Origin of the sequence: Mycobacterium sp. pR1184 (assembly GCF_041287235.1) — a bacterium.
In the GTDB taxonomy this organism is placed as follows: domain Bacteria; phylum Actinomycetota; class Actinomycetes; order Mycobacteriales; family Mycobacteriaceae; genus Mycobacterium.
The window spans coordinates 504,751-518,644 of sequence record NZ_JBGGKR010000001.1 but is presented as its reverse complement, the minus strand read 5'-3'; the positions used below and the strand labels follow the sequence as shown (position 1 = coordinate 518,644).

The 13,894-nt window shown below is 66.7% G+C and carries 16 protein-coding genes; 3 read left to right on the top strand and 13 right to left on the bottom strand.

What is annotated here, in order from left to right; all coding sequences use genetic code 11:
- Positions 1-51 precede the first annotated feature (51 nt).
- On the top strand, positions 52-858 hold the full coding sequence (locus tag ACAG21_RS02660) for a TetR family transcriptional regulator (RefSeq protein ID WP_370494469.1): 807 nt from the start codon (positions 52-54) through the stop codon (positions 856-858).
- Positions 859-979: 121 nt separating this feature from the next.
- Here ACAG21_RS02660 and ACAG21_RS02655 read toward each other — a convergent pair whose 3' ends face one another.
- The 3 genes from ACAG21_RS02655 to ACAG21_RS02645 form a co-directional block, all read right to left on the bottom strand.
- Positions 980-1,741, bottom strand: coding sequence for a metal ABC transporter permease (locus tag ACAG21_RS02655; RefSeq protein WP_096284956.1), 762 nt, complete (start codon positions 1,739-1,741; stop codon positions 980-982).
- Between the two features lie 6 nt (positions 1,742-1,747).
- Positions 1,748-2,443 (bottom strand): metal ABC transporter ATP-binding protein, encoded by a 696-nt coding sequence (locus ACAG21_RS02650; RefSeq protein WP_370494468.1) that lies wholly within the window; start codon positions 2,441-2,443, stop codon positions 1,748-1,750.
- Positions 2,444-2,578: 135 nt separating this feature from the next.
- The gene (locus ACAG21_RS02645; RefSeq protein WP_096284954.1) at positions 2,579-3,499 is read right to left on the bottom strand and encodes a universal stress protein; all 921 of its coding nucleotides are present in this window, start codon (positions 3,497-3,499) and stop codon (positions 2,579-2,581) included.
- A 284-nt stretch (positions 3,500-3,783) separates the two neighbouring features.
- On the opposite strand from ACAG21_RS02645, the gene ACAG21_RS02640 reads away from it, so the two are divergent.
- Positions 3,784-3,924: a hypothetical protein gene (locus tag ACAG21_RS02640; protein ID WP_165796302.1), complete on the top strand. Its 141-nt coding sequence runs from the start codon at positions 3,784-3,786 to the stop codon at positions 3,922-3,924.
- Between the two features lie 62 nt (positions 3,925-3,986).
- Positions 3,987-4,388 (top strand): hydrogenase, encoded by a 402-nt coding sequence (locus tag ACAG21_RS02635; protein ID WP_096284952.1) that lies wholly within the window; start codon positions 3,987-3,989, stop codon positions 4,386-4,388.
- A 35-nt stretch (positions 4,389-4,423) separates the two neighbouring features.
- Here the strand turns inward: ACAG21_RS02635 and ACAG21_RS02630 are convergent, their stop codons facing one another.
- The 10 genes from ACAG21_RS02630 to ACAG21_RS02585 all read right to left on the bottom strand — a co-directional run bounded on the left by ACAG21_RS02630 (position 4,424) and on the right by ACAG21_RS02585 (position 13,886).
- A complete protein-coding gene (locus tag ACAG21_RS02630; protein WP_370494467.1) occupies positions 4,424-5,167 on the bottom strand; it encodes a hypothetical protein in 744 nt (247 codons plus the stop codon).
- 117 nt (positions 5,168-5,284) lie between these two features.
- On the bottom strand, positions 5,285-6,907 hold the full coding sequence (gene groL / locus ACAG21_RS02625; protein WP_096284950.1) for a chaperonin GroEL: 1,623 nt from the start codon (positions 6,905-6,907) through the stop codon (positions 5,285-5,287).
- A gap of 79 nt (positions 6,908-6,986) precedes the next feature.
- Positions 6,987-7,289: a co-chaperone GroES gene (groES, locus tag ACAG21_RS02620; RefSeq protein ID WP_090600574.1), complete on the bottom strand. Its 303-nt coding sequence runs from the start codon at positions 7,287-7,289 to the stop codon at positions 6,987-6,989.
- A 242-nt stretch (positions 7,290-7,531) separates the two neighbouring features.
- Positions 7,532-8,566, bottom strand: coding sequence for a tRNA (adenosine(37)-N6)-threonylcarbamoyltransferase complex transferase subunit TsaD (gene tsaD / locus ACAG21_RS02615; RefSeq protein ID WP_370494466.1), 1,035 nt, complete (start codon positions 8,564-8,566; stop codon positions 7,532-7,534).
- Positions 8,563-9,033 carry a ribosomal protein S18-alanine N-acetyltransferase gene (gene rimI, locus ACAG21_RS02610; protein WP_370494465.1) on the bottom strand — a complete coding sequence of 157 codons (471 nt, stop codon included), beginning with the start codon at positions 9,031-9,033 and terminating at the stop codon, positions 8,563-8,565. The genes tsaD and rimI overlap by 4 nt, the downstream gene beginning before the upstream one ends.
- Entirely contained in the window at positions 9,030-9,659 is a 630-nt protein-coding gene (tsaB, locus tag ACAG21_RS02605; RefSeq protein ID WP_370494464.1) for a tRNA (adenosine(37)-N6)-threonylcarbamoyltransferase complex dimerization subunit type 1 TsaB, read from the bottom strand. The genes rimI and tsaB overlap by 4 nt, the downstream gene beginning before the upstream one ends.
- The gene (gene tsaE / locus ACAG21_RS02600; RefSeq protein WP_370494463.1) at positions 9,656-10,123 is read right to left on the bottom strand and encodes a tRNA (adenosine(37)-N6)-threonylcarbamoyltransferase complex ATPase subunit type 1 TsaE; all 468 of its coding nucleotides are present in this window, start codon (positions 10,121-10,123) and stop codon (positions 9,656-9,658) included. Before tsaE ends, tsaB begins: the two co-directional genes overlap by 4 nt.
- Complete coding sequence (locus ACAG21_RS02595; RefSeq protein ID WP_370494548.1) at positions 10,116-11,168, bottom strand: alpha/beta fold hydrolase; 1,053 nt, start codon at positions 11,166-11,168, stop codon at positions 10,116-10,118. The genes tsaE and ACAG21_RS02595 overlap by 8 nt, the downstream gene beginning before the upstream one ends.
- 52 nt (positions 11,169-11,220) lie before the next feature.
- The gene (gene alr, locus ACAG21_RS02590; RefSeq protein ID WP_370494462.1) at positions 11,221-12,387 is read right to left on the bottom strand and encodes an alanine racemase; all 1,167 of its coding nucleotides are present in this window, start codon (positions 12,385-12,387) and stop codon (positions 11,221-11,223) included.
- 101 nt (positions 12,388-12,488) lie between these two features.
- Positions 12,489-13,886: a glutamate decarboxylase gene (locus ACAG21_RS02585; RefSeq protein ID WP_370494461.1), complete on the bottom strand. Its 1,398-nt coding sequence runs from the start codon at positions 13,884-13,886 to the stop codon at positions 12,489-12,491.
- Positions 13,887-13,894 lie beyond the last annotated feature (8 nt).

The following is a 13,894-nucleotide window of genomic DNA, read 5'->3' as shown; positions in this document are numbered from 1 at the left end:
TAGTGTTGCAGACTACATCAAGTAATGTATCAAGGGAACCACGGAGGTGGCATGGCGCGACAGGTGGAAACATCCGACGTGGTTTCGGCCGCGCTACGCGCTGCTGAAAAGCTCGGCAAGGATGTGGCCGACGTTCCCGTCGCGATGATCGCCGCGGAGGCGGGGATATCCCGCAGCACCCTGTTGCGGCGCTTCGACGGATCCCGCGCCGCCCTGAACGACGCGGTCCGCGCGGCCGGAGTCGACCCCGGCGGCTTACCTCCGGTTCGCGCCCGGGCGGTGGCCGCCGCCGCAGCATTGATCAGCGAATCCGGTCTTGCCGCAGCAACATTGGAAGCAGTCGCCGCCCGTGCCGATTGCTCGGTTTATAGCCTGCACGCGGTTTTCGGCGGACGCGACGAGTTGATGCGAGCGGTGTTCGAACTACACAGCCCGATCCTGGACATCGAGGAATACCTGGAGCGTCCCGGCGATGACTTGCTCGAAACGGTGCGTGGCTTCTACCGAACGGTGTCGAACGCGCTGAGCCGCCAACCCCGCGTCGCCCCGGCGATTTTCGCCGAAGCCTTCGCCCGGCCCACCAGTCCCGCCGTGCAGTCCCTGGCGGCCTACGGTCCACCGCGCCTGCTCACCGCTCTCGGCGGCTGGTTCGCGGGCGAGATCCGTGCCGGGCATATCCGCGACCTGCCGCTGCCGCTGCTGGCCCAACAACTGCTGGGGCCCATCTTGATTCATATGCTCAGCCGGCCGGTGCTGCCGAATGTCACCGGGTGGTCGATGCCCGAGGTCGACACGGTCTGCGATGTATTCGCGGACAATTTCGTGCGCGCCGTCGCGCCGTCAAGAAGCTCATACTAGCCGCAAGAATAATTATGGGTTTAGGCAAAAGCTTCACCGCGGTTGCTTTTCGAAGAGGGTCTTGAGTCCTCAGGCGCTCGGTCGCCGGCTTCGAGCCAACGTGACGGTGCCGGGATGCGCATCATCGGGCGAAGGGCAACGTGAGCACGAACACCGCGGCGCTCACGAGAACGATTAACGGCCCGGCCGGCAATCCCGTGAACCGGAACAACACAATGCCGAGCACCGCTGACAAGACGCCTGTGGCGCTCGCGCCGAGGGTATACTGCCTGAGGTTCTTACCGACGTTTCGCGCGGCCGCTGGCGGGATGGCGACGAGCGCAGCGGTCAAGAGCCCGCCAACCATCTTTACTCCGAGCGCCACGACGACCGCGATCAAAAAAAGGTAGAGCAAGTTGTATCGCCTGACGTCGATTCCCTCGGCGGCGGCGAGTTCCTCCGAGATATTCCCCAGGACCAGTTTCGGGTAGGCGCGATTGACCGCGATGATCACCACGATCGACGCGGCGACAGCTAGCGCGGTGTCTGCCCAGCCGGTCTTCGAGATGTCTCCCACCAAAGCAGCCTCGGCTTGATCGACAGGCAGAAATAAGAATGCGATTGCCACGCCGGACGCGAACACGACGGCGGTCAGTGCTTCCATCGACAGTTGCGTCCTCATCCCCAGCAGCCAGATCAGGACCACCCCGAGTATGACGAAGGGGAACGCCCCGAGCGAAACGTCGAAACCCCAGACCAGCGCGAGGGCGATCCCCGGCAAGGTCAGGTGACCGAGCGGCCCGGCAACAAGCGCCATCCTGCGACTCAGCATCAGGGAGCCGAGGTAGCCAGCGGAACCGCCGATGAACATTCCCGAAATCACACTGAGCGACGTTGAAGGCATGGGCCGCTACTCGTGCTTGTGCTCGTAGAATTTGACCTCGGCACCGTACAGGCGCTGCAGGTTCTCGGGCGTGAGGATCGAGGTGGGGGACCCCTGGCAAATCGGCTGTTTGTTCAGACACAGCACGTCGGACGAGAGGCGGTGAACTACCGCCAAGTCGTGGGTGACGATGAGCATGGTGAGGTTGCGCTGCTCATGCAGCCTTGCAAGAAGCGCGTAGACGGTCTCCTCACCGCTCATGTCGACGCCCGTCGTGGGCTCGTCGAATAAGAGGACTTGCGGATCTCCGGCGAGAGCCCATGCGATAAGGACCCGTTGGAACTGCCCAGAGGACAGATCACCAATCCGTTTGTTGGCAAGCTCGCCGGAGAGTCCGACGGTCCGCAGCATTTGGTCGACGTCCGGTTCAGCGTCTTTCTTTAGCGCGAAGAAGTCCGCGACCGAGAGTGGGATGCTCTTGATGTAGGGCAGCCGCTGCGGCACGTAGCCGATGCGGGTACCTTTCCTCCACATAATCGAGCCCCCGTAGGGGATTACACCGAGAAGCGCGCGCAGCAGAACGGTCTTGCCCGCACCGTTGGGGCCCAAGATCGTCAGAATTTCGCCACGCCGCACGACGAACGACAGGTTTGCCAGCACCGTCTCACCCGCGAGCGTCACCTTGAGGTCCGAGACCTTGAGAACTGGTACGTCATCATCCATATACGTTGCACCGTCGCCGTTCTCGGGGGATGCGGCACTGATGTGGCGGTGCAACACCTTGGCTGGTTGGATGATCAGTTGTCCCTGGTCTCCGGCTTGCGCAGGTCGTCGAGTTCACGGCGGATAGGGTCGGCCTCAACCCGCCGGGAAGACGCGGGCGATGATTACCGGGATTCGAGCGGTGTTCACGACTGCGGTGCTGACCGAACCCAATAGCATGCCGGGAAAACCGCCGCGGCCGTGGCTGCCCACCACCACGAGCTGAGCTTGCTGCGCCTGTTCGAGCAGCCTCGGGGCGGGCTGGTCGCACACGACGATCTTGTGGACGCCAACATCGGGGTAGCGCGCTTGCCATCCGGATAGCCGCTCGGAGAGGACTTCCTCCTCCTCATCCCGGATGTTGCGCCACTCGATAGGCGCCCAACCGATACTCGGGAAACCGAGGGGCCCCATGTCGCTCCAAGCGTGAAGCGCCACCAATTCCACGCCGCGACGCGAAGCTTCATCGAAGGCGATCGCTGTCGCGAGCTCCGAAGTCGGGGAACCGTCTATGCCCACTACTACAGGCGCCTGCGGCGAGCGGGCCGTCGCAGCTGCTTCGTCGTGCATGACGACGACCGGGCAGTGTGCGTGATGGACCACCCCGCTGCTGACCGACCCGAGCAAGGCGCGAGCTACTGCCCCCTGGCCGCGGCTTCCCACCACCAATAGTTCGGCGTCCGTTGATAGGCGGACCAGCGCGGGCACCATCGGTGCTTTTAGCGTTTCGCTCGTCACGTTCGGTACCCAGCCGGGCGAGACGGCTTCCTCGGCGACTTTGAGCGCCTGCTCGATGATTTGGCGGGCTTGGTCGTCCTGCAGCTGCTCATACTCGGCAACCGCTGCGACAGCTGGCCCGTCATCGGTAGGCGGCACGATCGGGGCGATGGCGTGTACCAACTTCAGCGGCACGTTCCGCATCTCAGCGTCTTGCGCGGCCCATTCGACCGCCGTGGTCGACGCCGGCGACCCGTCGACGCCGACCACGATTCCGGAGTGCCTGTGCTCGAACGTCATCCGATGCTCCCTGTTGGCTGCTGCCGCGTTCACACTGACGTTAGGTAACCGCAAAAACCGGAGCATGAGGCATTGGTCCCTAGCGTCTAGCCTTTAGTCCCTAGGTACGGTTGTGGACCGCATCTTCACTGACGGTCTGAAGTCTGTCCACGACGACTAGGGCCAAGGGGCGTCGCAGCGTGCTCCAGTCAAGAAACGGCGCGAGCTGCCTGGCAAACGAAGACGCCCCCGGCCGAATGACCGGAGGGCGCTCCGCACAAAATCACTCGGCGATGGTGATGACCGTGACAACTGCTGAGCCCCATCATGATTCACATGGTCGCCGGTCGGTGCTGCCGAATATCACCGGCTGGTCGCTGCCTGAGGTCGACGCGGTCTGCGACGTATTCGCGCACAACTTCGTGCGCGCCGTCGCGCCCGACTAACGCGTGGGGCTAACACGTCGATCGTTCCAAAGACCACTGGTCACAAGCCCATACTGTTTGACATGCAGACAGTGTTGTTCACGCTTGGGTTAGTCCTGTTTCTACTCGGCCTACTCACTGGATTTGCCGTTCCGAATCTAAAGAACCCGCGCATGGCTCTGTCGAGTCACCTCGAGGCCGTCCTCAACGGCATGTTCCTCGTCCTGATCGGCCTACTCTGGCCACACATCCACTTGCCTAACGCGTGGGCGGTTACGGCAGTCGTACTGATCGTCTATGCCGCCTATGCGAACTGGATCGCGTCGCTGCTTGCGGCCGCCTGGGGCGCGGGCCGCAGATTCGCGCCGATTGCGACGGGCAACCACGAGGCCTCAGCGGCGAAGGAAGCGATAGTCAACTTTTTGTTGGTGTCGCTGTCGGTCGCAATCGTGGTCGGCGTGGGCATCGTCATCGCCGGCCTCTGACACCAAACGTAAAGCCGTGCACACCCCCGGGCCGCTCACCGGTGCGCGAATTCAGCAAGCTTGGCGTCGACGGCCGCATGATCCGGTCCGGCGTATGTCTTTGGATCACCCTTGTTCACCCATACCAGGAACGGGCAGCTGGCGGCGGGACCGTCAACCGTTCCCAGTTGTTCGATCCGCTTACCCGTCTTCGCCTCGCGGAGTTCGATGTCGTACTGCACGGCGTAGTAGTCGACGCTCACGTGTTCACCCTTGTCGGTCTTGAGGTTGCAGGCACGTGACTTCAACTCGGTTCCAGGCTTGCGGGTAAGGCAGGCAACAACATTCGTCGACAGGAAGTCGTTGGGATTGGCCGCGTAATCGGCGCGGGGCTCGAGCATCACTTCGCGCCAGTGGGTGTTCGTCATTTCCCGCATCGGGTTCGGCTCGTCGTCCGGAGCGAACGCGGCGATCTTGTACGGCTTCTCGTAGGCGGCGGCATTGCGGATCGACCCGCCGTCGCACACCGCATCGAAGTCCGTAATGGAGGCGGCCTTCCTGCTTTCGCCGCGCCCGTCGCGGGCCAGGTCGCGGACCACGAAAAAGCCGATGATCGCCGCCGGTACCAGCAGGACGATCGCGGCGAGCGAAAGCACCACGACCAGTGCGCGATTGGTCTTACGCGGCGCGGGCGCCGGCGGGTAGGGCGATGGGGGGTACGGGTGCGGCCATTGCTGTGGGCTGTGCGGCGGTTGCGGCGGCGGCCATTGCGGCGGTGGCCATTGCTGCGGATAGTTCACCCTCGTGCCCCCCACGTCATCGGTGCGGCCAGCCTAGCAATCGGCGCGGTCGCAGTAAGACCGTCGAAGACGAAACACCCCCGGCCGCATGACCGGGGGTGCTCCGCACAAACTCACTCAGTGGTGGTGGTGACCGTGGCCGTGGCCGTGGTCATCCTCCTCGTCAGCCGGCTTCTCGACGACCGCCGTCTCGGTGGTCAGCACCATGCGGGCAACCGACGCCGCATTCAGCACCGCCGACCGGGTGACCTTGACGGGGTCGATGACGCCCTGCTTGATCAGGTCGCCGTACTCCAGCGTCGCGGCGTTGAGGCCGTGCCCGGCGGGCAGCTCACGGACCTTGTGCACCGCGACCGCGCCGTCCAGCCCGGCGTTGACCGCGATCCAGTACAGCGGCGCGGTGAGGGCCTCGGCGAACACACCGACACCGGCCGCCTCGTCGCCGGACAAAGACTCGCGCAGCTTGTCCAGTGACTTGCCGGCCTGGATCAGCGCCGAACCGCCGCCGGCGACGATGCCCTCCTCGACGGCTGCCTTGGCGGCCGCGACGGCGTCCTCGACGCTTTCCTTGCGCTCCTTGAGCGCGGTCTCGGTAGCGGCCCCGACCTTGATGACGGCCACCCCGCCGGCCAGCTTGGCCACCCGCTCCTGCAGCTTTTCGCGATCCCATTCCGAATCGCTCGCCTCGATCTCGGCACGCAGCTGCTTGACCCGCTTTTCCACCGCGTCCTTGGAGCCACCGCCGTCGACGATGATGGTGTCGTCCTTGCTGACCACCACGCGCCGGGCGGAGCCCAGCACCTCGGTGCCCACCTCACGCAGCACCAGGCCGGCGTCGGGGTTGACCACCTGACCGCCCGTCACGATCGCCAGATCCTCGAGGAAGGCCTTGCGGCGGTCGCCGAAGAACGGCGACTTGACCGCAACAGCCTTGAGCGTCTTGCGGATCGAGTTGACGACCAGCGTCGCCAATGCCTCGCCCTCGACGTCCTCGGCGACGATCAGCAGCGGCTTGCCCGATTCGGCGATCTTCTCCAGCATCGGCAGCAGGTCCGGCAACGAGCTGATCTTCTCCTGGTGCAGCAGGATCAGCGGATCTTCGAGCACGGCCTCCTGCGAGTCGAAGTCGTTGACGAAGTACGCCGACAGGAAACCCTTGTCGAAGCCGACGCCCTCGGTGAATTCGAGCTCGGTGTTCAGCGTCGACGATTCCTCGACGCTGACGACGCCATCGGCGCCGACCTTGTTCATGCCCTCGCCGACCAACGTGCCGATCTGCTCGTCGCGCGAGGAGACCGTCGCGATCTGCGCGATACCCTCTCGCCCGGCAACCGGAGTGGCCGCCGCCAGCAGCGCCTCGGACACCGCGTCGGCGGCCTTGCTGATGCCCGCGCCCAGCGCGATCGGGTTGGCACCGGCGGCGACCAAGCGCAGGCCGCCCTTCACCAGCGCCTGCGCCAGCACGGTGGCGGTGGTGGTGCCGTCGCCGGCGACGTCGTTGGTCTTGGTGGCCACCGACTTCACCAGCTGGGCGCCCAAGTTCTCGAATGGGTCTTCCAGGTCGATCTCACGCGCGACGGTCACACCGTCGTTGGTGATCACCGGCCCGCCGAATGCCTTGGCCAGCACCACATGCCGGCCGCGGGGACCCAGCGTGACACGCACCGCGTCGGCGAGCTTGTTCACGCCCGCCTCCATCGCGCGACGCGCAGTCTCGTCGTACTCAATCAGCTTGCTCATCAGGCTCCTTCGCCAACGCATGCCGCCCCGGAAATCACCTGTGCTTGCGCACAGGGATCGCCGGGGCGGAACACGGTACTTACTTGGATACGACAGCCAGCACGTCGCGTGCCGACAGGATCAGGTACTCCTCGCCGCCGTACTTGATCTCGGTGCCGCCGTACTTGCTGTAGATGACGGTGTCACCCTCGGAGACGTCAAGCGGGATCCGCTTGTCGCCGTCCTCGTCCCACCGGCCGGGGCCGACTGCGACGACGGTGCCTTCTTGCGGCTTCTCCTTGGCGGTGTCAGGAATGACCAGACCGGACGCGGTCGTGGTCTCGGCCTCGTTGGCCTGCACGAGGATCTTGTCCTCGAGTGGCTTGATCTTCACCTTCGCCACGATTGGAGCCCTCCACTATTTGGATCGGGTCCGGGACGCTCGCCCGGACTGGAGTTGGCGGCCGGCCCAGGGCTTCGCCCGAACCGTCCAGTTATCAGATGATTCGGCATTCGGCCGTGCCCCTGGGCCGTCGTCGCGGGTGCCGACACAGGGGATCGTCCGATTGCCACCTAGCACTCTATACACGAGAGTGCTAGCACTCAAGGCCGCCCCGCTGCTTCCCGCGGAATTACGCTGTGAGCTCAGCCGACCTGGCCTTTTACCACCGGCAGCCCCGGGTCGCTGGGCACGTCCAGCGGCGACGGAGCCGCACCCGCGCCAATCAGGTGCGCGGCGAACGCCGCGATCATCGCGCCGTTGTCGGTGCACAGCCGTGGCCTGGGGATACGCAGCGTCAGGCCCGCCTGCGCACAGCGCTCGGCGGCCAGCTCCCGCAGCCGCGAGTTGGCGGCGACTCCGCCGGCGATCAGCAGCGTCTGCACGCCGAGGCCGGTGGCGGCCCGGACGGCCTTCATGGTCAGCACGTCGGCGACGGCCTCCTGGAATCCGGCGGCGATGTCGGCCGTCACGGCGTCCGGATTGCTCTCCACGTACCGCGCGACCGCGGTCTTGAGGCCGGAGAAGCTGAACGAGTGCGGGTCGTCTCGCGGGCCGGTCATGCCGCGCGGGAATGCTGGGATCTCCGCGGCCTCCCGGCCGCACGTGCGAGCCAGCTCGTCGAGGACCCGGCCGCCCGGATAGCCCAGGCCCAGCAGGCGGGCCACCTTGTCGTAGGCCTCACCCGCGGCGTCATCGACGGTGCTGCCGAGCTCGAGGATCGGCTCGCCGAGCGAGCGCACATGCAGCAGATGCGTGTGCCCGCCGGATACCAGCAGCGCCACGCACTCGGGCAGCGGCCCATGCTCGTACACGTCGGCGGCCAGGTGCCCGCCCAGATGGTTCACCGCGTAGAACGGCACGCCCCAGGCGGCCGAATATGCTTTGGCCGCAGCCACTCCCACCAGCAAGGCACCGGCGAGCCCGGGGCCGATGGTCGCGGCGACGACATCGGGCTTGTCCAGTTCGGCGGCGTCCAGCGCGCGGCGCATGGCCGGGCCGAGGGCCTCCAGGTGTGCGCGGGAGGCGATTTCGGGGACCACACCGCCGAACCGGACGTGCTCGTCGACGCTGGAGGCCACCTCGTCGGCCAGCAGCGTGACGGTGCCGTCGGCGTCCAGCCGGGCGATGCCGACTCCTGTTTCGTCGCAAGAGGTTTCGATGGCCAAGATGTTGGTCACTGCTGGGCCTCCCTGCGCATGGTGTACGCGTCCGCGCCGCTGACTCGGTAGTAGCGCTTGCGCAGGCCGATCTGCTCGAAACCCACGCTGCGGTAAAGCGCGATGGCCGCCTCGTTGTCGGTGCGGACCTCCAGGTAGACGACGCCGCCGTCGGCGAACTCCAGCAGCTCCCCGAGCAGCCGGCGGCCGATGCCGCGGCCCTGGTACTCCGGGTCGACGCCGATCGTGTGCACCTCGTATTCGAACGGCGGGGTGCGGCCCAACCTGGAGATGCCGGCGTAGCCGACGAGAATGCCGTCGGTACGCGCACCCACGTAATGGTTGTGGGCGCTGGCCAGTTCGCGATGGAACGCCGCCGCGGGCCAGGGGTCGTCGCCGTCGAACAGCTGGGCTTCCAGTTGCGCACACCGCTGCGCGTCGGCGCGGGTCAGCGCGCCGATCGTCACGGGTTCGCTGCAGGCCGTCATCCCCGGGCCGCCAGGGGCTTGGCGTCGGGCCGGCGCAGGTACAACGCCACCAACGGCGAAGGGCGCTGCGACCAGTCGGGAACCGCGGCGACCAGGCCGGCCGGAGTGGGATGGACGGGCTCGCGGACCGCAAGACCGAACAGCGCCGCGTGTGCGGGCGAGCCGGCGACCGCGTTCGCCGGGCCCGGGTCGACGTCGCCGGGCGCATTGACCGCCGGGCCCGCCATGCGCACCCCGTCGAGGTAGCGGGCCCAGTAGACCTCGCGCCGCCGGGCATCGGTGACCACCAGGGTGTCGCCCGTGGTCAGCGCGCCGATGGCATCCAAACTGCACACCCCCCGCACGGGGATATCCAGCGCGTGGCCGTAGGCGGCGGCCGAAGCCATCCCGGCACGCAGACCGGTGAACGGGCCCGGCCCGCAGCCGATCACGACGCCGTCGAGGTCGGCCATCGTCAGTCCGGCTTCGGCCAGCGCGGCAAGCACATTCGGGGTGAGCCGTTCGGCGTGGGCGCGGGCGTCGACGGTGACCTGCTGGGCCAGCACCGTGCACCCGTCGCCGTCGCGGCGCGCGATGCCGGCCGTCACCGCGGGGGTTGCGGTGTCCAGGGTCAAGATCAGGCTCACGACTGGCCCCACTGCCACGTCACGATCCGCACGTCGGATCCGCTGACCCGCTCCAGCCGGATGTCGAGATGGCGTTCGGAGAGGCGTTCGGCCAGGCCCTCGCCCCACTCCACCACGACGACCGCGTCCTCGAGATCGGTGTCGAGGTCCAGTGAATCGAGTTCGGCGAGCAGGTCCGCGCTCTGGTGGTCCAATAGCCGGTAGACGTCGACGTGAATCATCGTCGGCGCGCCCTCCTGCCGCGGCGGATGCACGCGGGCCAACACGTACGTCGGCGAGGTGACCGGGCCGTCGACGTCCATCGCCTCGGCAATTCCCTTGGCTAACACGGTCTTTCCCGCTCCGAGCGGGCCGGACAGCACCACGACGTCACCGGCGCGCAGCTGCTTGCCCAACCGCGCCCCGAGCGCGATCGTGTCCTCGACGCGCTCGCAGGTCGCCGCGCCGGATCTCAGTTCAGCCACGGCGCCGCAACCGTTGTCGAGTTCGCCGATACCACAGGGTCATTCTGCCCGGACGGGCCCGATTGACCAGCCGGACCAGCCCGTCGTTGATGGCCTCGGGCTTGTCCAGCAGGGCCAGGTGGCTGGCCCCACTGACGATGACCAGCTCCGAGAGCGGCAGCGAGGCCGCCATCTTCCGCGAGTATTCGTCCGGAGTGATCAGATCGTGGTCGCCGCAGGCGATCAGCGTCGGGATCCGCAGCAACGTCCACAGGCCGGCGGTTTCGTCGTGGGTTTCCAGCGCACTCAGGAACCCCACCAGGGTGGGAATCGGCGTGCCGTTCATCATCCGCTGGGAGAATGCGTCCAGGCTGCGGCTGACATGCAGATCGCTGTAGGACGCGGCCCGCAGAACCGGGCCGATCAGCGAGCGCGACACATTGCGGCCGCGGTGCATCAGCTTCGGCGCCGACCGTGCGGTGAACCGCAGTGCTTCCACCGCGGGGTTTTTCAGGATCTCGCCCAGCGGCGAACGGGTAACCCCTTCGGCGGCAGTCGAAATCAGCGCCGCCCCGACGATGCGGCTACCGTACAGGTCCGGGTACTGGCGGGCATGCGACAACACCGTCATGCCGCCCATCGAATGTCCGACCAACACGATCACCCCACGCGGCGCGACCTCGGTCAGGACACTTTGCAGGTCCTGCCCGAGCTGGGTCAGCGTGTAGGTCTCGGGCGAGGCCGCGCCGGAGCGCCCATGTCCACGCTGGTCGTAGAAGACCATGCGCACCCGCGGTCCCCACTTCTCGGCGAGTCGTTTGCGCTGAAAGTAGAAGGCACCCATGCGCAGGCAGAAGCCGTGCACGAAGACCATCGTCAGCCCAGCGTCCAGCGGGCCGACTTCACGCACCGCCAACGGCACGCCGTCGGGCGTGGTCACCACATAGCTGCGGTCGCTGTTGAGGCGTTCGAAATCCTCGTCGGCATACGGGTCCTCGCGCAGCGTGACGCGCTGCGTCATCGACCGGCGAACCGAAGCGCCGACGATGGTGGCGACCGCAGTCAGCCCCGCGCCTCCCGCAAGCCACGCCCTTCCCCTCACGCGCCTGCGAGTTTCCTCATCGTCCAACGGTTTCGGCCTCGCGATAGGTCCTGACGATGCGCCCCCGCGGGCTGGTGACCACTTCGTAGTGGATGGTGCCCAGCAGATCGGCCCAGTCCTGGGCGGTGGGTTCACCAGTGGCGCCGGGGCCGAACAGAATCGCCTCGTCGCCCTCTGACACGTCGACGGGTCCGGGACCGAGGTCGACGAGGAATTGGTCCATGCAGATCCGCCCAACGCCGGGGCGTCGCCTGCCGTTGATCAGCACGTCGAGCCGCCCGCCCAGCGATCGAAAGACACCGTCGGCGTAGCCGATCGGCATCAGTGCCACGGTCGTGTCGTGCGGCGCGACCCAGGTGTGGGCGTAGGACACGCCCTCGCCCGCGCGGACCAATTTCACCAGTGCGACAGCGCATTTTACTGTCATTGCGGGTAACAGTCCCAGGTCGCCGAGCTCGGGAACGGGACTCAGGCCGTAGACCGCGATTCCGGGCCGCACCATGTCGAAGGCCAGGTCGGGACGCGACATGGTCGCCGAGGAGTTGGACAGGTGGGCGATCTCGAATTGCACGCCCTGATCGTTTGCGTACGCCAGCATCTCGCGAAACCGTTGCGCCTGAAGATCATTGATCGGGTTGTCCGGCTGGTCGGCGAAGACCAGGTGCGACATCAGCCCCCGCGGGCGAAGCGCCCCGGAGGCAGCGCCGGCGCGCAACGCATGCAGCATCGCGGGGAATTCGGCGGCGGGCACGCCGTTGCGATTCAGCCCCGTGTCCACCTTCACGGTCACCGTCGCGGTACGCCCGGTGCGGTCCGCCGCGGCGAGCACCTCGTCGAGCTGGCGCAGCGAGGACACCGCGATCTCGACGTCGGCAAGCAGCGCGGGCCCGAAGTCGATGCCCGGCGGATGCAGCCACGCGAGCACCGGTACGCAGATTCCGTCGGCACGCAGCTGAAGCGCCTCGTCGACCGTCGCGACGCCCAACTCGGCGGCCCCGGCGGCCAATGCGGTGTGGGCCACCCGGATGGCGCCGTGGCCGTACCCGTCGGCCTTGACGACGGCCATCACCTGCGCGGAGCCGGCGTGCTCGCGCAGTACCCGCACGTTGTGCGCGATTGCACCCAGGTCCACCACGGCCTCGGCGAGGACGCCCGGTGTCAGCGATATCGGCGTTACTGCCACGGCCCCTATTGTCCCAGAGACCCAAAAAGCGCCGCGAGACTGCAACTGCCGACGCCGCTACTCGCGATTTGCGTTGCTAGATGCAGTCTCGGGAACGACGGTCAGTGCGCGAAGTGCTCACTGGTGTAGTGCCCGCCCGGCTTCAGCTTGTCCAGGGAGGCCAGCGCGCTGCGGGCATCGTCGTGCAGGGCCCGGGCCAGGTCGGCGGACAGTCCCTCGCGCACCACGACACGCAGCACCGACACGTCGGAGGCGTTATCGGGCATGGTGTAGGCGGGCACCTGCCAGCCGTAGCCGCGCAGCTCGTGGGAGACGTCGAACTCGGTGTAGCCCAGGCCACGGGCCAGCCGGAAGCTGACCACCGGGATGGCCGTGCCGTCGGAGATCAGCTCGCAATGTTCACCGTCCCGCAGCTGCTCGCCCAACCAGCGCGCCGTCGACGACAGCGTCTGCATGACCTGGGTATAGCCCTCGCGGCCCAACCGCAGGAAGTTGTAGTACTGGCCGACGACCTGGTTGCCCGGGCGGGAGAAGTTCAACGTGAACGTCGGCATGTCCCCGCCCAGGTAGTTCACGTGGAACACCAGGTCCTCGGGCAGATACTCCTTGTCGCGCCACACCACGAACCCGACACCCGGGTAGGTCAGCCCGTACTTGTGGCCGCTGACGTTGATCGACACCACCCGCGGGAGCCGGAAGTCCCACTTCAGCTCGGGATGCAGGAAGGGCACCACGAATCCGCCGCTGGCCGCGTCGACGTGCACCGGGACATCCACGCCCCCATCGGCTGCCAGCTTGTCCAGCGCCGCGCAAATCTCGGCGATCGGTTCCAGCTCGCCGGTGTAGGTGGTGCCCAGGATCGCGACCACCCCGATGGTGTCCTCGTCGACGGCGTCGACGACCTGCTCGGGGGTGATGACGTAACGCCCCTCCTCCATCGGCAGGTAACGCGGCTCGACGTCGAAGTAGCGGCAGAATTTCTCCCACACCACCTGGACGTTGGAGCCCATCACCAGATTGGGCGTGCGCCCCTTCCAGCCCTCCTTTTTCCCGGAGCCGACCTTTTCGCGCCAGCGCCATTTCATCGCCAGGCCGCCCAGCATCACCGCTTCGCTGGAACCGATGGTGGAGACCCCGGTCGCGCTGGACGGGTCGTCGTCGCGCAGACCGTCGGCGTGAAAGAGGTCGGCCACCATGGACACGCAGCGCTGCTCGATGGCGGCGGTCGCCGGATATTCGTCCTTGTCGATCATGTTCTTGTCGAAGGTCTCGGCCATCAGCCGCCCGGCCTGGGGATCCATCCAGGTCGTCACGAAGGTGGCCAGGTTCAGCCGCGAGCTGCCGTCGAGCATCAGCTCGTCGTGGATGAAGCGATAGGCGGCATCCGGGTCCATCGACTCCTCGGGCAACCGCAGCGCGGGTACCGGCGCGGTGAACAGGCGGCCGGTGTAAGCGGGCGCGATCGAGTGCCCGGGGACGGACGGATGGCTGCCAGTCATGGCGGATC

Bases quoted from the DNA above. Each gene is read 5' to 3' on its own strand.
- ACAG21_RS02650 (WP_370494468.1), bottom strand. From the start codon at position 2,443: ATGGATGATGACGTACCAGTTCTCAAGGTCTCGGACCTCAAGGTGACG.
- rimI (WP_370494465.1), bottom strand. From the start codon at position 9,033: ATGACGGCCTGCAGCGAACCCGTGACGATCGGCGCGCTGACCCGCGCC.
- groL (WP_096284950.1), bottom strand. From the start codon at position 6,907: ATGAGCAAGCTGATTGAGTACGACGAGACTGCGCGTCGCGCGATGGAG.
- ACAG21_RS02655 (WP_096284956.1), bottom strand. From the start codon at position 1,741: ATGCCTTCAACGTCGCTCAGTGTGATTTCGGGAATGTTCATCGGCGGT.
- ACAG21_RS02660 (WP_370494469.1), top strand. From the start codon at position 52: ATGGCGCGACAGGTGGAAACATCCGACGTGGTTTCGGCCGCGCTACGC.
- ACAG21_RS02585 (WP_370494461.1), bottom strand. From the start codon at position 13,886: ATGACTGGCAGCCATCCGTCCGTCCCCGGGCACTCGATCGCGCCCGCT.
- ACAG21_RS02645 (WP_096284954.1), bottom strand. From the start codon at position 3,499: ATGACGTTCGAGCACAGGCACTCCGGAATCGTGGTCGGCGTCGACGGG.
- ACAG21_RS02635 (WP_096284952.1), top strand. From the start codon at position 3,987: ATGCAGACAGTGTTGTTCACGCTTGGGTTAGTCCTGTTTCTACTCGGC.